The organism is Nonomuraea sp. NPDC049684, from assembly GCF_044465345.1.
Classification (GTDB): domain Bacteria; phylum Actinomycetota; class Actinomycetes; order Streptosporangiales; family Streptosporangiaceae; genus Nonomuraea.
The window spans coordinates 220,464-237,533 of record NZ_JBITLO010000014.1 but is presented as its reverse complement, the minus strand read 5'-3'; the positions used below and the strand labels follow the sequence as shown (position 1 = coordinate 237,533).

Genomic DNA, 17,070 nt, shown 5'->3' with positions numbered 1-17,070 from the left:
GGGTGGAGCTATGGGGATTCGAACCCCAGACCTCCTCCATGCCATGGAGGCGCGCTACCAACTGCGCCATAGCCCCTTGCTGCGGTCACAAGTGTACAGGGCTTCGGGACCCGCGACACACATGCGCGTAGCAGGCATACGCTCGGTCAAATCTTGCTACTCTCCGTGCCATGTCCAGCGTGCAGGCCGTCCCGTTGACCCCGCGGTGCGCGAAGATCCTCGCCGCTCGTGAGCATGCCGTCGTCGAGGTCAGCGCGTTCAACGGGTTCTTCACCCTGCGGGCCATCCGCAGCCTGCTGGAGTGGGCGACCCGCACGTTCACCGGCGTGCACGTGCTCGTGCCGGGCGTCGAGCTGGCCGGCACGCTGGTCGCGCGCGGGCTCCCGTCCGGGGCGGCGCTGATCAAGGCGCGGTCGGCGGCCAACAACACGCGCAACCGGGTGATCCGGGTGCTCGAAGGCATGGGCGCGGCCAACGCCACCGTCTTCGACTGGAACGAGCTGGCCGGCAACCGCGCCTACCGGCGCTCCCGGCGCGAGCTGGAACGGCTGGCCGCCAAGGACGCCGCGTTCCGCGCGCGGTGCGTGGCGGCCGTGCTGCCGAGCGTCGGCGGCCAGGAGCTGACCCCCGAGCAGGCCGCGAACGCGCTGCCCTTCCTGCTGGCCGGGCTGCCGCTGGTGCTGAACAGTCCGGCGATCCTGCGCACGGGCTCGTCGGTGTTCTGCCATCCCGAGCCCATGCCGCTGGTGGGGGAGCTCTACGCGGGCACGCTGCCCGTCTCGCGCTCGCCCCACCAGGGCTTCGTCGCCTCCCGGCCGGCCCCCGACCCGGCCCCCGACCCGGCCTGATCCCGGCGGGCGGTCAGCCGACCGAGCGAGCCTTGTCGATCAGGGTGACCAGCTCGGCGACCATCGGGTCCTCCGAGGTCCGCGCCAGGCGTCCGGCGTGCTCGCGCAGCGCGGGCAGGTCCAGGCCGAACGCCTTCCTGTCGCGCAGGTAGACCGCGAAGGCGGCGACCACCACGTCCACCTGCAGCCGGATGGGCGTGCCGGTCCAGATGGAGTCGTTCAGCTCGTCGGCCCGCAGCGACCCGCCGGCCTCGGAGGCCGCCCGGGTGTCGGGGTCCTGCCAGCGCACGGTCGCCTGGGCGAGCTGTCCCCGCGCGCCCGGCTTGAGGTGGAGGGCGTACAGGGCGGTGACCGAGTGGCCGGGGCCGATCTCGCCGCCGTCGCGGCTGTCGTCCCGGAACTCCTCGGCCGACATCGCGCGGTTCTCGTAGCCGATGAGCTGGTAGCTCTCCACGACCGAAGGGTTGAAGACGACCTGCGCCTTGGCGTCGCGGGCCCGTACCTCGATGGTGGCCGGGAGCTGGGTGGTGAAGACCTTCTCGGCCTCCTGCTCGGAGTCCACGTAGACGGCCATGCCGTCGCCGTTGTCGGCGAGCTGCTCCATGAGCTCGTCGCCGTAGTCGCGGCCGACGCCGACGGTGAGCAGCGTGACCTGCTTGCCCGCGTACTCCTTGACCTGCTCCACGATGGTCCGCCACTCGGTGTCGCCCTGGTTGGCCAGGCCGTCGGAGAGCAGGACGACCCGGTTCGTGGCGGCGGGCCGGAACGCCTGGGACGCCTCCCGGTACCCGGCCAGGACGCCGCTCTGCAGGTTCGTGCCGCCGGCGGTGGCCAGCTCGTCCACCGCGGCGTGGAGCTGGCTCCTGGCGGTGAGCGGCGTCATGGAGGCCAGCACGTCCGCCTCGTCGCTGAAGGCCACGAGTGACACCTGGTCGCCGGGGGCGAGCTGGTCGAGCAGCTTGTGCAGGGCCGACTTGACCAGGTCGAGGCGGCCGGTCTCGGCCATCGAGCCGGAGACGTCGACCACGAAGGTGAGGTTGGCCGGGCGGCGCGCGGCCGAGTCGGAGGCGCGGGTCTGCAGGCCCACGCGCAGCACGGCCTCGTCGCGGCCGGGCAGCCGGGCGCCGTCCACGTGCACGGCGAAGCCGTCGTCGGAGGGCTGCGGGTAGTCCTGCCCGAAGGCGTTGACCCACTCCTCGGGGCGGATCTCGCCGGGCGCGGGCCAGCGCCCTTCCTGAAGCGTACGGCGGGCGTAGCCGTACGAGGCGGTGTCCACGTCCAGGGCGAAGGTGGAGATCTGCGCCTTGGTCGTGTCCTGCTCGGATTCCTGGGTGCCGGCCGGGGACGCGCTCGGCGCGGGCTGACGCTGCGTGTCGGACAGGGGGGCCCGCGCGGCGCTGCCGCTGGACGATCCGCCGGAGCCGCCGCACGCGGCGAGTCCGAGCAGCGCGGCGAGCCCGACACTGATGGCCAGGGGACGAATGGCTAAGGGGCGACATCTCATCGCAACCACCTCCGCGTCCTATGACGGAGATCCGCGTGGCGGCGGCCGGGCCGGAGACGCAAGCGAGCGCAAACCGCGATCGTCACGTGATCAGTTGTGACAGATCCGGACGCATGACGTGGGCGGGGACGAACGGCGCGGACGGTCGCGCGGGCCCGGACGCCGCCGCCGTCGCCTCGTCGTTACCGGCCGTCGCCCGGTCCTTATCCGCCCTCACCCGGCGGAGGTCACCAGTGCAGCAGGAGCAGTTCGGCCGAGAAGCCGGGGCCCAGGGCCATCAGGACGGCGGGCCGCCCGGCGTGCCCGCGCGTCTCCTGGAGCACGTGGAGCACCGAGACCGACGACAGGTTCCCGTACGTCCGCAGCGACCGCCACGTCACGTCCAGGGCCCTGGGGTCGAGGTCGAGGCTCTGGACGATCTTGTCGATGACCTTGGGGCCGCCGGGGTGGCAGATCCACGTCGGCACCTGGTCGGGGGTCAGGCCGTAGTCGGCAAGGAAGGCCCTGATGTCGTCGGCCAGCACCTGGTCCACGAAGTGGGTGAGGTCGGCGTCGAGCACGATGTGGAAGCCGTGGTCGCCCACCTCCCATCCCATCAGGTGCTCGGTGTCGGGGTAGAGCCTGCTGCGGGTGGCGACGACCTCGGGGCCCCGGCCGCGCCCGGTGGCCACGACGGCCGCCGCGCCGTCCCCGAACAGGCCGCTGGCGATCATGTTGGCGATCGAGGAGTCGTCGCGCTGGATGGTCAGCGAGCACAGCTCCACGCAGACCAGCACGGCGGCGTGGTCCGGCCAGCCGCGCAGGTAGTCGTGCAGACGCGACAGGCCCGAGGCCCCGGCCGCGCAGCCGAGGCCGAACACGGGCACCCGCTTGACGTCGCCGCGCAGCCCGAGGCGCTGGGCGAGCTTGGCGTCCAGCGAGGGCGTGGCCAGGCCGGTGGTCGAGCAGAACAGCAGGTGGTCGATCTTCCCCGGCGGCACGTCGGCCTTTTCGAGGGCGCCCCGGACGGCCTGCTCGCCGAGGTCGAGGGCGATCTCGACGTACATGGCGTTGGCGCGGGCGAAGGAGTCGAGCTTGGTGTAGCCGTCCAGCGGGAGTGCGAGGTTGCGGCCCACGACGCCGGTGGCCGCGTGGAAGCGCCGCAGCAACTCCTCGTCGCAGTCCGTCAGACGGGAGAACGCTTCGGTGATCTCCGCCTGCTCGTAGCGGTGATCGGGGAAAACGGTCTCTACCCCCGAAATATGCATATATCACTCCTGCCGCAGGGAGCGGAGCGCTAACCTGCTTGTGCCGGATATGGGCGGTTAATATGCGGATGTGCCGCTTCCGACCTCCGGCCGACCGCCCTCCGCCTCCGCCTCCGCCCCCGCCGCCCCGCTCCCGGCCCCCGCCCGGCCACCGGTCCCGGCGTCGCTGCCGGTCGCCCTGCCGGTTCCTGCCCGGTTGCCCACGGTCGCCGTGCTGGCCTTCGACGGGATGGCGCCGTTCGAGCTGGGGTGCGTCGTGGAGTTCTTCGGGCTGCCCCGGCCCGAGCTGGACGTCCCCTGGTACGACCTCAAGGTGTGCGCCGAGACCGCCGAGCCGCTGCGCGTGGTCGGCGGGTTCACCATGCAGGCCGCGCACGGGCTCGACGTCCTGGCCGGGGCCGGGACGGTGATCGTGCCCGGCGTGGCCGACGTCCGGGGCGAGGTCTCGGGCGAGCTGGTCGAGGCGCTGCGCCTGGCCCACGGCCGGGGCGCCCGGATGGTGTCGATCTGCTCCGGCGCGTTCGCGCTGGCCGCCGCCGGTCTCCTGGACGGCCGCGAGGCCACCACCCACTGGCGGTACGCCGACCTGCTCCAGCGGCGCTTCCCCGCCGTCCGCGTCAACCCCTCGGTCCTGTACGTGGACGGCGGCGACGTGCTGACCAGCGCGGGCAGCGCCGCCGGCCTGGACCTGCTCGTCCACCTGGTACGCAACGACCACGGGCCGAACGTGGCCAACGCGGTCGCCCGCCGGCTGGTCGTCCCGCCGCACCGGGAGGGCGGTCAGGCCCAGTTCATCGAGGCCGCCGTCACGCCCGTGGCCGACGACGGCGGCGTGGCCAGGGCGATGGGATGGGCGCTCGACCACCTGGCCGAGCCGATCGGCGTGGCGGACCTGGCCGCGGTGGCGCACATGTCGCAACGCTCGTTCATCAGGCACTTCAAGCGGCAGACCGGGACCAGCCCGCTGCGGTGGGTGATCTCGCAGCGGGTGGCGGCGAGCCTGCCGATGCTGGAGTCGACGGCGGTGCCGGTGGAGGAGATCGGGGCGGCGGTCGGGTTCGAGAGCCCGGCGACGTTCCGCCACCACTTCACCCGCGCCATGCGCACCTCCCCCTCCGCCTACCGCCGCACCTTCGGCCCCTGACCCGCGCCTGGTCCCCTGCCCGCGCCTCCGGATCCGGGCCCTGACCTTCAGCGGCCGGCCTCTGGCGGGTGGCCGGGGCGGGGGAGCAGGCCGTCGACCAGGGCGCGCAGGCCCAGCTCGTAGGTGTCCTCGGCGGTGAGCTCGGCCCAGCGGCCGCCCAGTTCGGCCAGGCGGGGCAGGGCGGCCGGGTCGAGGCCGGCGAAGACCTGGTCGCGGTAGGTTGGCCCGCCCTCCTCGCGCCTGCGCCGGGCCGCCGCGCGGATGGCGATCTCGCCCGCCGTGTAGTGCCAGATGATCCGGTAGAGGTGGACGGCGCGCTCGGCCGTCAGGCCCGCGTCGAGGGCCGCGTCGATGATCTTCTCCGGGTACCACAGCGCGCCGACCGCGAGCAGGTCGTCGGCGCGTAGCACGTCCACCGCCCAGGGGCAGCCGGCGACCCCGTCGCGCATGGCCAGCGCCACCACGACCACGCGTTCGCGCGGCTCGGCGGGCAGCTCGGGGCGCGGCAGCCCGGCCGCGTAGTCGTCGAGCAGGAGCAGCAGCAGCTCCTCCTTGTCGCGGACGTGGTGGTAGAGCGCCATCGGCGTGCTGCCGACCTCCTTGGCCAGCCTGCGCATGGTCAGCCCGCCGACGCCGTCGGCCTCGATGACCCGGTGCGCCGCTGCCACGATGTCCGCCCGCGAGATCCGGGGCGGCCTTCCAGTGCGTGCGGGCATGCCGCCATGTTACTTTCTATACATGTACAAAAAGACATTCCCCTGGACGGCGGTGGTGGTCCTGGCGTTCGCCGTCGCCGTCGGGTCACTCCAGATGACCGTCGTCGTCCCGCTGCTCCCGCTGCTCCAGAGGCAGTTCGGCGCGTCATCCACGTCCGTCTCCTGGACGCTCACCGCCGGCCTGCTGTCCGGCGCGGTCGCGATCCCGCTGCTGTCCCGGCTCGGCGACATGTACGGCCGCCGCGTCGTCGCCCTGTCCGCGCTCGCCCTGCTGGTGGCCGGTGCGGCGGTCGCCGCGCTGTCCGGCACGCTAGGCGCGGCGGTCGCCGGACGGGTGCTCCAGGGCGTGTCCGCCGCGCTGCTCCCGCTGGCCATGGGGCTGGCCAGGCAGGCCGTCCCCGCACACCGGCTGGCCACGGCGATCGGCGTGCTGAGCGCCACCATCGGCGTGGGCAGCGGCGGCGGCATGATCCTGGCCGGGCTCGTCGGCGGCGACCACCGGGCCATGTTCTGGATCCTGGCGGCGCTGGGCGCGCTGAGCTTCGTCCTGGTGGCGGCCCTGGTGCGGGAGGCCGCGCCGGCCGGGCGCGCGGGGCGTCCGGACCTGGTGGGGGCCGCGCTCGTCGCCGGCTGGCTGGTCTGCCTGCTGCTCGCGATCAGCAAGGGCGGCGCCTGGGGCTGGACGTCGCCGCCGACGCTGGGGCTGCTCGCGGGGGCGGTCGTGCTCGCGGCGGCGTGGGTGGTCACGGCCCGGCGCACCGCCTCGCCGCTGATCGAGATCCCCATGCTGCTGCACCGGGGCACGGTCGGGGCCACGGTGGCCTCGTTCCTCATCGGGTTCGCGCTGTTCGGGGCGATCACCACGCTGTCGGCGGTCGCGCAGGGCCCTCTCGGGGCCTCGGTGCTGCAGGTGGGGCTGTACCTGCTGCCGACCACGGTGCTGATGCTCGCCGTCTCGATGCTGGCCGGGCCGCTGATGCGGCGCTTCCCGGCCGCGGGGCTGGTCTCCGGCGGCTCGGCGCTGGTCACCGCCGCCGCGGTGTGGCTGGTGGTCTTCCGCGACACGCCTGCCGACCTGTACGGGGCCGCCGCCGTCCTGGGCCTCGGCGTCGGCCTGGTGTACGCGGCGCTCGGCACGATGGCCGTCGAGCACGTCGAACCGGCCAAGACCGCGGCGGCCGGAGGCGTGAACGCGCTGGTCAGGGTCGTGGGCAGCAGCCTGGCCGGAGCCGTCGGCGCGGCGGTGTCGGCCGCCGGGGGAGCCGGCTGGAGCTTCGGCGTCGCCGCCGTGGCCGCCCTGCTGGCCGCCGTGTTCGCGGCCGTCCACCGGGCCGGGGCGGTGGCGTGGGCATGAGCGGGGAACAGCGCCTGATCGCGTGGGGTGACGAACTGGTGAAGCTGCACGACGGCTTCCGGCGGGAGCTGGCGCGCCTGCGGGCCGGCGGCGAGGGGGTCGACCTGCGTACGCACTGCCTGGCCTTCTGCGACGCCCTCCACGCCCACCACGAGGGCGAGGACGCGGTGCTGTTCCCGCACCTGGCCGCCGGGCGTCCCGAGCTGGCCGGCGTCCTGGCCCGGCTGGGCGCCGAGCACCGCGTGGTGGCCCGGCTGCTCGCCCGCGTCCGCGACCTGGCCGGCACAGACGCGAGCGCGGCCGACGAGCTCGACCGGCTGGCCGCCGAGCTGGAGGCCCACCTGGACTACGAGGAAGAGCAGCTCGTCCCGCTGCTGAACGGCATGACCTCGATGCCCGAGAACCTCTGAGCCCGCCGCCCGCCGCCCGCCGCCCGACGCCCGGCGTCAGCGGGTGACGGGCGGGTTGAAGCGGTGGTGTTCCGGCGGGGTCCAGCCCGCCCCCACCGTGCCGTCCACCTCCGTGTACGCGGTCAGCTCGAACCGCACCGGCCGCTGCTCGGCGGCCCAGTCCACCTCCGCCCGGCCGGTCAGGTGGAGGGTCCGGCCGGCGTCCCAGTCGACGAACAGCAGCCCGGCGGCCGGGTCGAGCTCCAGGTTGCCGAGCGTCATGTACATCGAGTTGCCGACGTAGTCCGGGAACTCCAGCGACCCGGGCCCGGTCACCCGGACGAACCCCGGGTTGCCGCCGCGGTGGGAGACGTCGGCCCCCAGGCCCGCGGCGCGGGTGGCGATGAAGAACGTGGCGGCCCGCTCGATCCACTCGACGTGGCCCGGCGCGAGCCGCGTCCCGCCGCCGGCGACCTCCGGGACGCCGGGCGCGGCGGTGGGCTCGCGGGCCTGGATGTACTTGGGGCAGTTGGCGTACACCTGCTCCGTCCAGATCACCAGGCCGTCGCCGGCCTGCACGGCGGTGCCGTTGACGCGCATCCTGCGCCGGGTGCGCGGCTCGATGGCCAGCAGCCCGATGTCGCGTTCCGCCGTGAACAGGCCCCGCAGCGGCGCCGCGGGCAGGGCGCGGACGGTGATCGTGCGGTCGTCGTCCGCGCCCGCGAACCCCGGCGGCCCGGTCAGCACGTCGGCCCACACCTGGCCGAGGTCGTCGGCCGCGCCCGCGACCAGCAGGTGCTGCGCGCGCAGGAACGCCGCGGCCACCTCGGGGATCTCCGGACGGGTGCGCGAGCTGCCGAACGCGCCCGGTGTCCGCACCCCGGCGCGGGCCTGGACGGCGATCTCCCACGGATGTCTCATCTTTAGAAGAACCCGCAGGTGGGAGCGCCGGCGGTGGGGGCGGGACGGTCGCCCGCGGCGCCGGGCGCGGAGATCTCCAGCCGGATGCCGTCGGGGTCCTCGAAGAACACGCCGCCGGAGGAGGCGCCCTCGCCGTGGGGGACCACGCCGTCGTGGTGCAGCTTCGCGCCGATCTCCCTGACGACCTGCTCGGCCCTGCGCACCGCGTCGAGGTCCTCGACCTGGAAGGCCAGGTGGTGCAGGCCGGGCAGGGCGGTGGGGAAGCGGCCGTCGCTCTGCTGCCAGAGCGTGACGACGAGCTTGCCGTCCTGGGCGAGGAGGGCGTAGCGGCGGCCGTCCTCGGAGGACTCGCCGGCGACGGTGAAGCCGAAGACGCGGCCGTAGAACTCCTTCGACCTGTCGAGGTCGGTGACGTTGAGCCCGACGTGCCCGGTCCGGAATGACATGCGACTCTCCCCAACTAACGGTTGCACGACTGATCGGCCGTTAGAAACACAATATAACGGCAAAAGTCGGCCGTTGGCGTTAGATAAGGCTATTTCTTGTGTTCCCGGTAGTGCCGCGCCGCCCGCGCGCGGTTGCCGCACGCCGGGGAGCACCACTCCTGGCGCGGGTGCTCCTTGACGAAATAGAGCACGCAGCGCGGGGCCCCGCAGGTGCGGAGCAGGACGCGGTCGGGGCCGCCCAGGAACTCCACGGCCGCGACGGCGAGCCGCCCCCGCAGGCGCGTGGACGGGTTCGCCCTGGTCGCGGGGGCCACGGTCAGCGCCGGCTCGCCCGTCCACGACAGTTGCGGGGCCGTGGGGGCGGCCAGGGCGGTCGCGTTGACCAGGGCCAGCGACTCGGCGAAACCCGGCAGGTCGGCCGCGTCCGCGGCGCTCGGCGGTTCCGGGGCGATCGCCCTGGCCAGCAGCGCACGGACGGCCTGGCGCAGCCGTACGGTCTGCTCGCGCAACTCCTCCGTGGCGGTGAAGCCGGGCGGCACGCCGAGGTCGGCCGTGTGCTCGTGGAGCCATTCGGTCATCGCGGCGGCGTCGCGCAGCCGGTCGACGGGCCCGGAGCGGTCGGCCCTGACCGTGCCGGCGAACTCCATGGTCAGCGTGGTGGACATGCCTCCAAGCTAACGCCTGTCACCGAGTGTTGCCGTTAGGCAAAAAATTGCTCGTTCAGAAAGATTGCGTGATCAGAAAAAGTGCGTAATCTGAAAGAGTGAGCGGACTGAGGGAACGGAAGAAACAGGCGACCCGCGAGGCGCTGATGGACGCGGCGCTCCGGCTGGCGTTGGAGCGCGGGCTGGAGAACGTCCGGGTGGAGGACGTCGCCGAGCGGGTCGGCGTGTCGCCGCGCACGTTCAACAACTACTTCTCCAGCAAGTACGAGGCCCTCGCCGCCCGCCACACCGACCGCGTCCGGCGGACGGTGGCCGTGCTGCGCGCCCGCCCGGCGGACGAGCCGCTGTGGGAGGCGCTGATCGCGGCCGTCGCCGAGCCCTGGGAGCAGGCCATGACCAGCCCCGGGCCGCCCGACGCCGACCGGCTGGCCCTCACCAGGCTGCTGGCCGAGGAGCCCGCGTTGCGCGCCGAGGCGCTGAAGGCCCAGTTCGCGGCCGACGGCGAGCTGGCCGCGGCCGTGGCCGAGCGCACGGGCGCCGATCCGGACCGAGACCTCTACCCGCACCTGGTGGCGGCCACGGTGACCACCGCCGTGCAGGTGGCCGTCGGCCACTGGCTGCGCTCCGACCCGCCCGTCCCGCTGGTGCCGGTGCTGCGCGAGGCGCTGCACTGCCTGGCCGCGGGGCTGCCCGCCCCCCACCCCCGAACCGAAGGAGAAGCCCCATGACCGCAGCGGACGCCGCGACCGCGGACGTCGTCATCGCCGGCGCCGGCCCCAACGGCCTGATGCTGGCCTGCGAGCTCGGCCTGGCCGGAGTCCGTCCCGTCGTGCTCGAACGCCTGCCCGCCCGCAGCGGCCGGCCCAAGGCCAACGGCATCGTCGGCCAGGTCGTGGGCCTGCTGCACCAGCGCGGGCTCGCCGCGGAGCCCGTGCCCGTGCCCGCGTTCGTCTTCGGGGCCATGCCGCTCGACCTGGCCGGGCTCGACGGCAACCCGCTGCGCGCGCTGCCCGTCCGGCAGCCGGTGCTGGAGGAGCTGTTCGAGCGGCGGGCCGGCGAGCTGGGCGTGGAGATCCGGCGCGGCCACGAGCTGACCGGCTTCGAGCAGGACGCCGACGGCGTCACGCTCGCGGTGACGGGCCCCGAAGGCCCCGGCGAGCTGCGTACGCGCTACCTGGTGGGCTGCGACGGCGCCCACAGCCTGGTCAGGAAGCGGGCCGGCATCGGCTTCCCTGGGGTGAGCGCGCCCGACGTCGTCAGCCGCACGGCCCATGTCACCGTGCCAGGAGCGGTCGTGCGGCCCGGCGCGGCCGAGATGGAGGTGCCCGGCCACGGCACGTTCGTGCTCTACACCTGGCACCGGACCGAGCGCGGCGCGTACGCGATGCTGCCCGCGGGGCCGGGCGTGCTCTCGGTCACCGCGATGGAGTGGGGCGGCGAGATCCCCGGCGGCGAGGTCCTGGGCGACGAGGCGCCGATGACGATCGGCGAGCTGCGCGCGAGCCTGGCCCGCGTGCTCGGGGCCGACCTGCCGCTCGCCCCGCCCACCGGCGAGGGCCCCCACCTGCTCCGGCGGCTGAACGGCCGCGAGACGCGGGTGGCCGACCGCTACCGGGCGGGCCGCGTGTTCGTGGCCGGCGACGCCGCCCACGTGCACTCGGCCATGGGCGCCCCCGGGCTCAACCTCGGCCTCCAGGACGCCGCCAACCTGGCCTGGAAGCTGGCCGCCGAGCTCCAGGGCTGGGCGCCCGAGGGGCTGCTCGACACCTACGACGCCGAGCGCAGGCCCGCCGCCGAGCGGGTGGCCGTGCACTCCAGCGCCCAGCTCGCCCTGGCCGCGCCGGGCCCCGACGTGACCGCCCTGCGCACGCTGTTCGCCGAGCTGCTGGGGGACGACGCCAACCGGCGGCGCGTCGCGGCGCTCATGGCGGGCTCCGACCTGCCCTACCCGACGCCCGGCAGCGGCCATCCCCTCGCCGGCCGGTTCCTGGCCGACCTGCCCGCGGAGCCCGCCTCCCGGGCCCGTCCGCTGCTGCTCGACCGCACCGGCGAGCTGCGCGTGCGCCACGAGCGGGTCGAGACGGTCACCGTGCCGTCGTGCCCGGCCGAGGCCGTGCTGGTGCGCCCCGACGGCTACGTGGCCTGGGCGGGCACGCCCGACGAGACGCTGACACAGGCCCTAGAGACCTGGTTCGGCAAGGGTGTCGAGGTGGCGGCGTAGACAGCGGCGCATCAGGGCGGGCGTCATCCGCTCGGGGTGCAGCACGCCCTCGACCGTGAGCCCGTCGATCAGCGCGCACAGCCGTTCGGTCTCCACCTCGGCGTCGGCGCGCAGGCGGCCGTGCGCGGCGATGCCCTCGATGATCCGGCCGACCAGGCGGCGCATGCCGTCGTACGCCTCGCGGGCCTGCGGCTGGAGCTCGGGGCGGGTGCGCGCGGCCGTCGCGAAGGCCAGCCAGACCGCCGCCTCCTCCAGCCGCGGCTCGTCCAGGGGCAGCAGCTCCGACAGCATCTGCTCCACCAGCTCGGCCCGCTCCTCGCCGTCCCGCGCGGCGAGCAGCGGGCCGACGCGTTCCTCCAGGCGCGCGCTGATCCGCTCGATCGAGGAGCGCATCGCGAAGGTCATCAGCTCGGTGTGCCCGGCGAAGTAGTGGCGGACCGAGCCGATGGCGAGCCCGCCGCGCTCGTCGCCTACGCCGTGGCCCGGCGCATGATCGGCCAGCCGCTCGTCGCCAAGGACGTGTACGCGCCGCCGGTCATCCTCATCGGCATCGGCCTCCACAGCCTGCTCGACCTGCGCCCCACCGCGCTCGACGTCACGTGGCTGGCGGTCACCGCCCTGATCGGCGTCGCCTTCGGCGCCCCGCGCGCGGCCACCACGCAGGTCTTCCCAAGGACGGCGTGCTCTGGCAGCGCTACACCTGGCGGACGCTGGTCGTGTGGGCCGTGACGTTCGCGATCAGCTTCGGCGTGGGCGCGCTGGCGGCGGCCGCCGGCATGCACGAGGAGGTGCGCTCGATCCCGCTGTCGATCGGCGTCGGCCTGCTCGGCGAGGCCCTGGTGATCGCGGCCAGGGCGCGGACGGCGGGCGTGCCGTTCAGGCGCTAGTCTGCGGTCAGAACAACATTCTGTACGCGAGGAGAGCCATGCCGGACAACCTCATCTTCCGCCTGCCGCCGACGTTCGAGACGATCGAGGAGGAGCGGCGGCACCGCAAGGAACGGCTCGCGGCGGCGCTGCGCATCTTCGGCAGGTTCGGGTTCGAGGAGGGCGTGGCCGGGCACATCACCGCCCGCGACCCCGAGCTGAGCGACCACTTCTGGGTCAACCCGTTCGGCATGTCGTTCAAGCACGTCAGGGTCAGCGACCTCATCCTGGTCAACCACGAGGGCCAGGTCGTCGAGGGGCGCCACCACGTCAACGAGGCCGCCTTCGCCATCCACTCCCAGGTCCACCAGGCCCGTCCCGACGTCGTCGCGGCCGCCCACAGCCACTCGATCCACGGCCGCGCCCTGTCGGCGCTCGGCCAGACCATCGAGCCCATCACCCAGGACGCCTGCGCCTTCTACCAGGACAACGCGCTGTTCGACGACTACACGGGCGTCGTGACCGACCTGGAGGAGGGCAAGCGCATAGCCGCGACCCTGGGCGGCAACAAGGCCCTCGTGCTGCGCAACCACGGCCTGCTGACGGTCGGCGACACGGTCGACGCGGCCGCCTGGTGGTTCATCACCATGGAACGCTCGGCTCAGGTGCAGCTCCTGGCCAAGGCCGCCGGGCAGGTCGTGCCCATCGAGCCGGACAACGCCGCGCTCACCCACCAGCAGATCGGCAACGACCTGGTCGGCTGGATCAACTACCAGCCGCTGCACGACCAGATCGTGCGCGAGCAGCCCGACCTGTTCGAGTAGGACTCTCAGGAGCTGCGGAAGGTGTGCCGGTAGGTCAGGGGCGCGACGCCGACGGCCGCGTGCAGGTGCTGCCGGAGCGAGACCGCCGTGCCGAAGCCGGAGCGCCTGGCCACCTCCTCCACGCCGAGGTCGGTCGTCTCCAGCAGCCGCCTGGCGTGGCGGACGCGGTGGCCGGACAGCCATTTGGCCGGGCTCATCCCGGTCTCCTCGCGAAAGCGCCTGGTGAAGGTGCGCACGCTCATCCTGGCGTGGGCGGCCAGCGCGTTGAGGTCGAGCGGGGCGTCGAGGTGGGCCAGCATCCAGTCGCGGGTCGCGGCGGTGCCGCCGGCGCCGTCGTGCGGCAGCGGGCGCTCGATGTACTGCGCCTGGCCGCCGTCCCGCCAGGGCGGCATCACGCAGCGGCGGGCGGCCCGGTTGGCCACCTCGGCGCCGTGGTCGCGCTTGATCACGTACAGGCACAGGTCGAGGCCCGCCGCCACGCCGGCCGAGGTGAGCACGTCGCCGTCGTCCACGAAGAGCACGTCGGGGTCCAGCTTGACCTGGGGGAACAGGGCGGCGAAGCGGGCCGCCTCGCGCCAGTGCGTGGTGGCCGGGCGGCCGTCCAGCAGGCCCGCCGCGGCCAGCACGAACGCGCCCGTGCAGATCGACATGACCCGCGGCCGGTCCTGAAGGGCCGCGCGCAGGGTGGCGGTGATCGTGCCGTCCTTCATCGCCCGGCCCGCGTGGATGCCGGGGACCAGCACCGTGTCGGCCGTGTCGAGCACGTCGAGGTCGTGGTCGGGCAGCACGGTGTAGCCGGCCGTGCAGCGGACCGGCTCGCGGTCGGGGGAGCAGGTCACGACCTCGTAGAGCCTCTCGCCGCCGGGCGTCTCGGCCGACTGGAAGACCTGGCCGGGGACGCCGAGGTCGAGCGGGGCGAAGTGGTTCAGCACGACGACCGCGACACGATGGGCCATGGCCCGATTCTTGCACATATTGGCTTTCGGGCCACTCACGCCTTCAAAACGCGATGAATCAGGATTGGCGCATGACGTTGAGCACCACCCCCGCCCCCACGCGGACCCGCCGGATCCACCGCGCCTGGTGGGTCGCGGCCGTGGCCTTCGTGGCCATCCTCGGCGCGGCCGGCTTCCGCGCCACCCCCGGCGTGCTGATCACCCCGCTGCACGACGAGTTCGGCTGGAGCACGGGCACGATCTCGCTGGCCGTGTCGATCAACCTGGTGCTCTACGGGCTGACCGCGCCCTTCGCCGCCGCGCTGATGGACCGCTTCGGCATGCGCCGCGTGGTGTCGCTGGCGCTGCTGCTGGTCGCGGTGGGCAGCGGGCTCACCGTGATCATGACGGCGAGCTGGCACCTGCTGCTGTTCTGGGGCGTGTTCATCGGGCTCGGCACCGGGTCGATGGCGCTGGTGTTCGCCGCCACGGTGACCGACCGGTGGTTCGTCCGGCACCGCGGGCTCGTCACCGGCATCCTGACCGCGGCGGGCGCGACGGGGCAGCTCATCTTCCTGCCCGTGCTGGCCTGGCTCGCCGAGGGGCCGGGCTGGCGGGCGGCCTCCCTGACGGTGGCCGGCGCCGCGCTCGCGGTGGTGCCGTTCGTCTGGTGGTTGCTGCGCGACCACCCCGAGGAGGTGGGCACGACGGCGCTCGGCGCCGAGGCGGGCGCCGTACGGACCGGGCCGGCCGCCGGGAACGCGGCGGCGCGGGCGCTGACGGTGCTGCGCTCGGCCGCGCGCACGCGGCCCTTCTGGTTCCTCGCCGGCGGCTTCGCGATCTGCGGCATGAGCACGAACGGCCTGGTCGGCACGCACTTCATCCCCGCCGCGCACGACCACGGCATGGCCGAGCCGGTCGCCGCCGGGCTGCTCGCGATCATCGGGATCTTCGACATCGCCGGGACGGTCGCCTCCGGCTGGCTCAGCGACAAGGTCAACCCCAAGCTGCTGCTCGGCGTCTACTACGGCCTGCGCGGCCTGTCGCTGATGCTGCTGCCCGGCCTGTTCGCGGCCACCACCGAGCCCAGCATGCTGATCTTCATCGTGTTCTACGGCCTGGACTGGGTGGCCACCGTGCCACCGACCGTCGCCCTGTGCCGTCAGGTCTACGGCAAGGACGGCGCGGTCGTGTTCGGCTGGGTGTTCGCCTCCCACCAGGTGGGCGCCGCCGTCGCCGCCGTGGGCGCCGGCCTGACCCGCGACCACCTCGGCGCCTACGACCTGGCCTGGTACGCCGCCGGCGCCCTCTGCCTCCTGGCCGCGGGAATGTCCCTGGCCATCCGGCATGCTAGACGGTGATGAACGAGACCGAACTGATGGTCCTCCCCCTCGTGGTCAGGATCGAGAGGGCCGCTCCCCCCGAGCGCACCGACGCGCTGGAGGCCGCCGCCATGGCCGTGCTGAGCCTGCTGGACGACCCGGGTGAGTGGGCCGCCGAGCTGCTCGCCTGGCAGTCCACCGGCAAGATCCGCAAGGTGGTGCGGCGGGCCAGGGGCGCCGAGTGGCGCAGGGCCGCCGCGCTGCCCGGCCGCACGGTCGACCACCGCACGGCGGAGGTGCGGGTGCACCCGCCCGTCCCGCTCGACGCCTGGCCCAGGGACCTGGCCCGGCTCCAGGTGGGCGGCACCGAGCTGAGCGACGCCGCCGAGCCCGGCGAGCCGCCCTCCGGCCCGCCGGTCCTGTGGGAGAACCCGAAGCTGACCATGTCGGCGGGCAAGGCCATGGCCCAGGCCGGGCACGCCGCGCAGCTCGCCTGGTGGGCCAGCGACGAGGCTGAGCGGGCCGCCTGGCGGGCGACCGGCCTGGCGGTCTCCGTGCGCGCCGCGCCCGCCGGGGACGACTTCGACGCCAAGGTGGCCGCCGGGCTCCCCGTGGTGCGCGACGCCGGGTTCACCGAGATCGAGCCGGGTTCGTGCACGTTCGTCGCCGAGGCGCCCTGGCTGCTGGGGCGGGTCGCTAGATCGTGAAGACGTCGGCCAGCACGCCGCCCGCCGGGGTGATCCGGGCGGGCGACGGGCTGTCGTAGACGACCATGAGCCGCCCGTCGGGCAGCACGGCCAGCCCCTCCGGATGGTCGTCCCCTACGCCGTAGGGCAGCTCCAGCACCGTCTCCAGGTCGTGCGCGGGCACGAGCCCGCCGCCCTGCCGCTCCCGCCAGCGCACGACCCGCACCGGGCCGTCCAGGCTCATCGTGGGACCGGTGAGCAGCAGCAGGTCGCCGCCGTGCGGGCACATGTCCCGCACGCCCAGCCCGCCGAGGTCGAGGAAGTGCTTGCGGTACGGCCCGTCCAGCCGTAACCGGCCGCCGCCGTCGTCCACCGGGCGGATCTCCAGCACCACCGCCCAGCCGCGCAGCACCGGCCCGCGCAGCCCCAGGTAGACCCGCTCGCCCACGACCGCGATGCCCTCGATGTCCAGCCCGTTGTCCTTGCCCGGCAGCGCCAGGAACGGCGCCAGATGGCGGTCGCCGGACAGCATGGCCGCGACGTTGCGCTCGCCGGACAGGATCGCGCCCGGCAGCGGACGCTCGCCGGTCCCGTCCAGCGGCAGGCGGACCAGGATGAACCGGTTCTCCTCGCGGACGACCGTGCCCAGCCTCCTGATCGACTTCTCCGGCGAGCCCGGCTTGGCCTTGCGGCGTTTGAGGCTGTGCGAGCCGACCGCCCACAGATGGCCGTCGGCCCTGGCCAGGCCCTCGATGTCGGCCTCGTCGAAGCGTCCGGCGGGCAGGTCCACGTAGTCGGCCAGGAAGAAGGAGCGCTCGTCGCCGAAGTGGTCGCCGGTCCAGGTGAGCCGCTCGACGGTGGCGGTCTCGTCGCCGGCCACCCACAGACCCGACGGCTCCCACCTGACCGCGGAGAGATTCGTGTGCGTCTGGGCGAACCGGGAGTCCTCGCCGAACCGCAGTTCCACCTGTTCCACCCCGCC

20 protein-coding genes and 1 tRNA gene are annotated in these 17,070 nt (G+C 73.9%); 11 read left to right on the top strand and 10 right to left on the bottom strand.

Annotated features, from left to right (window positions below):
• Positions 1–3: 3 nt before the first annotated feature.
• Positions 4–76 (bottom strand) — tRNA-Ala (locus tag ACIBST_RS36480).
• A gap of 94 nt (positions 77–170) precedes the next feature.
• On the opposite strand from ACIBST_RS36480, the gene ACIBST_RS36475 reads away from it, so the two are divergent.
• The gene (locus ACIBST_RS36475) at positions 171–848 is read left to right on the top strand and encodes a tRNA-dependent cyclodipeptide synthase (RefSeq protein WP_397178128.1); all 678 of its coding nucleotides are present in this window, start codon (positions 171–173) and stop codon (positions 846–848) included.
• Positions 849–861: 13 nt separating this feature from the next.
• On the opposite strand, the gene ACIBST_RS36470 is transcribed toward ACIBST_RS36475, so the two are convergent.
• Together ACIBST_RS36470 and ACIBST_RS36465 are read right to left on the bottom strand one after the other, a co-directional pair.
• Entirely contained in the window at positions 862–2,352 is a 1,491-nt protein-coding gene (locus ACIBST_RS36470) for a von Willebrand factor type A domain-containing protein (protein ID WP_397178127.1), read from the bottom strand.
• Positions 2,353–2,579: 227 nt separating this feature from the next.
• Complete coding sequence (locus ACIBST_RS36465) at positions 2,580–3,599, bottom strand: 3-oxoacyl-[acyl-carrier-protein] synthase III C-terminal domain-containing protein (RefSeq protein WP_352357910.1); 1,020 nt, start codon at positions 3,597–3,599, stop codon at positions 2,580–2,582.
• A 196-nt stretch (positions 3,600–3,795) separates the two neighbouring features.
• On the opposite strand from ACIBST_RS36465, the gene ACIBST_RS36460 reads away from it, so the two are divergent.
• Positions 3,796–4,743: a helix-turn-helix domain-containing protein gene (locus ACIBST_RS36460; protein ID WP_397178185.1), complete on the top strand. Its 948-nt coding sequence runs from the start codon at positions 3,796–3,798 to the stop codon at positions 4,741–4,743.
• A gap of 47 nt (positions 4,744–4,790) precedes the next feature.
• Here the strand turns inward: ACIBST_RS36460 and ACIBST_RS36455 are convergent, their stop codons facing one another.
• On the bottom strand, positions 4,791–5,459 hold the full coding sequence (locus ACIBST_RS36455) for a TetR/AcrR family transcriptional regulator (protein WP_397178126.1): 669 nt from the start codon (positions 5,457–5,459) through the stop codon (positions 4,791–4,793).
• A gap of 22 nt (positions 5,460–5,481) precedes the next feature.
• On the opposite strand from ACIBST_RS36455, the gene ACIBST_RS36450 reads away from it, so the two are divergent.
• Positions 5,482–6,813 carry an MFS transporter gene (locus ACIBST_RS36450; RefSeq protein WP_397178125.1) on the top strand — a complete coding sequence of 444 codons (1,332 nt, stop codon included), beginning with the start codon at positions 5,482–5,484 and terminating at the stop codon, positions 6,811–6,813.
• Positions 6,810–7,223: a hemerythrin domain-containing protein gene (locus ACIBST_RS36445; protein WP_397178124.1), complete on the top strand. Its 414-nt coding sequence runs from the start codon at positions 6,810–6,812 to the stop codon at positions 7,221–7,223. Before ACIBST_RS36450 ends, ACIBST_RS36445 begins: the two co-directional genes overlap by 4 nt.
• A gap of 36 nt (positions 7,224–7,259) precedes the next feature.
• On the opposite strand, the gene ACIBST_RS36440 is transcribed toward ACIBST_RS36445, so the two are convergent.
• The 3 genes from ACIBST_RS36440 to ACIBST_RS36430 form a co-directional block, all read right to left on the bottom strand.
• On the bottom strand, positions 7,260–8,123 hold the full coding sequence (locus ACIBST_RS36440; protein ID WP_397178123.1) for a pyridoxamine 5'-phosphate oxidase family protein: 864 nt from the start codon (positions 8,121–8,123) through the stop codon (positions 7,260–7,262).
• 2 nt (positions 8,124–8,125) lie between these two features.
• Positions 8,126–8,569, bottom strand: coding sequence for a VOC family protein (locus tag ACIBST_RS36435; protein ID WP_397178122.1), 444 nt, complete (start codon positions 8,567–8,569; stop codon positions 8,126–8,128).
• An 89-nt stretch (positions 8,570–8,658) separates the two neighbouring features.
• On the bottom strand, positions 8,659–9,234 hold the full coding sequence (locus tag ACIBST_RS36430; RefSeq protein ID WP_397178121.1) for a CGNR zinc finger domain-containing protein: 576 nt from the start codon (positions 9,232–9,234) through the stop codon (positions 8,659–8,661).
• A 98-nt stretch (positions 9,235–9,332) separates the two neighbouring features.
• Here ACIBST_RS36430 and ACIBST_RS36425 point away from each other — a divergent pair, with 98 nt between their 5' ends.
• On the top strand, positions 9,333–9,962 hold the full coding sequence (locus tag ACIBST_RS36425; RefSeq protein WP_397178120.1) for a TetR/AcrR family transcriptional regulator: 630 nt from the start codon (positions 9,333–9,335) through the stop codon (positions 9,960–9,962).
• Entirely contained in the window at positions 9,959–11,455 is a 1,497-nt protein-coding gene (locus tag ACIBST_RS36420; protein WP_397178119.1) for an FAD-dependent monooxygenase, read from the top strand. The genes ACIBST_RS36425 and ACIBST_RS36420 overlap by 4 nt, the downstream gene beginning before the upstream one ends.
• On the opposite strand, the gene ACIBST_RS36415 is transcribed toward ACIBST_RS36420, so the two are convergent.
• Entirely contained in the window at positions 11,414–11,860 is a 447-nt protein-coding gene (locus tag ACIBST_RS36415) for a TetR family transcriptional regulator C-terminal domain-containing protein (protein ID WP_397178118.1), read from the bottom strand. The two genes, ACIBST_RS36420 and ACIBST_RS36415, sit on opposite strands and share 42 nt — an antisense overlap.
• A 9-nt stretch (positions 11,861–11,869) precedes the next feature.
• On the opposite strand from ACIBST_RS36415, the gene ACIBST_RS36410 reads away from it, so the two are divergent.
• The 3 genes from ACIBST_RS36410 to ACIBST_RS36400 are packed head-to-tail and all read left to right on the top strand — an operon-like array spanning position 11,870 to position 13,145.
• Positions 11,870–12,184 carry a hypothetical protein gene (locus ACIBST_RS36410; RefSeq protein ID WP_397178117.1) on the top strand — a complete coding sequence of 105 codons (315 nt, stop codon included), beginning with the start codon at positions 11,870–11,872 and terminating at the stop codon, positions 12,182–12,184.
• A complete protein-coding gene (locus ACIBST_RS36405; RefSeq protein WP_397178116.1) occupies positions 12,136–12,342 on the top strand; it encodes a hypothetical protein in 207 nt (68 codons plus the stop codon). The genes ACIBST_RS36410 and ACIBST_RS36405 overlap by 49 nt, the downstream gene beginning before the upstream one ends.
• Positions 12,343–12,380: 38 nt before the next feature.
• Positions 12,381–13,145, top strand: a complete 765-nt coding sequence (locus ACIBST_RS36400) for a class II aldolase/adducin family protein (protein ID WP_387652680.1) — start codon at positions 12,381–12,383, stop codon at positions 13,143–13,145.
• 5 nt (positions 13,146–13,150) lie between these two features.
• Here the strand turns inward: ACIBST_RS36400 and ACIBST_RS36395 are convergent, their stop codons facing one another.
• Entirely contained in the window at positions 13,151–14,101 is a 951-nt protein-coding gene (locus ACIBST_RS36395; RefSeq protein WP_397178115.1) for a GlxA family transcriptional regulator, read from the bottom strand.
• A gap of 71 nt (positions 14,102–14,172) precedes the next feature.
• Here ACIBST_RS36395 and ACIBST_RS36390 point away from each other — a divergent pair, with 71 nt between their 5' ends.
• Together ACIBST_RS36390 and ACIBST_RS36385 are read left to right on the top strand one after the other, a co-directional pair.
• Complete coding sequence (locus ACIBST_RS36390) at positions 14,173–15,441, top strand: MFS transporter (RefSeq protein WP_397178114.1); 1,269 nt, start codon at positions 14,173–14,175, stop codon at positions 15,439–15,441.
• A complete protein-coding gene (locus tag ACIBST_RS36385; RefSeq protein ID WP_397178113.1) occupies positions 15,441–16,109 on the top strand; it encodes a peptidyl-tRNA hydrolase in 669 nt (222 codons plus the stop codon). Before ACIBST_RS36390 ends, ACIBST_RS36385 begins: the two co-directional genes overlap by 1 nt.
• On the opposite strand, the gene ACIBST_RS36380 is transcribed toward ACIBST_RS36385, so the two are convergent.
• Positions 16,099–17,064, bottom strand: a complete 966-nt coding sequence (locus ACIBST_RS36380) for a DUF3616 domain-containing protein (RefSeq protein WP_352357880.1) — start codon at positions 17,062–17,064, stop codon at positions 16,099–16,101. The two genes, ACIBST_RS36385 and ACIBST_RS36380, sit on opposite strands and share 11 nt — an antisense overlap.
• Between the last annotated feature and the right edge of the window lie 6 nt (positions 17,065–17,070).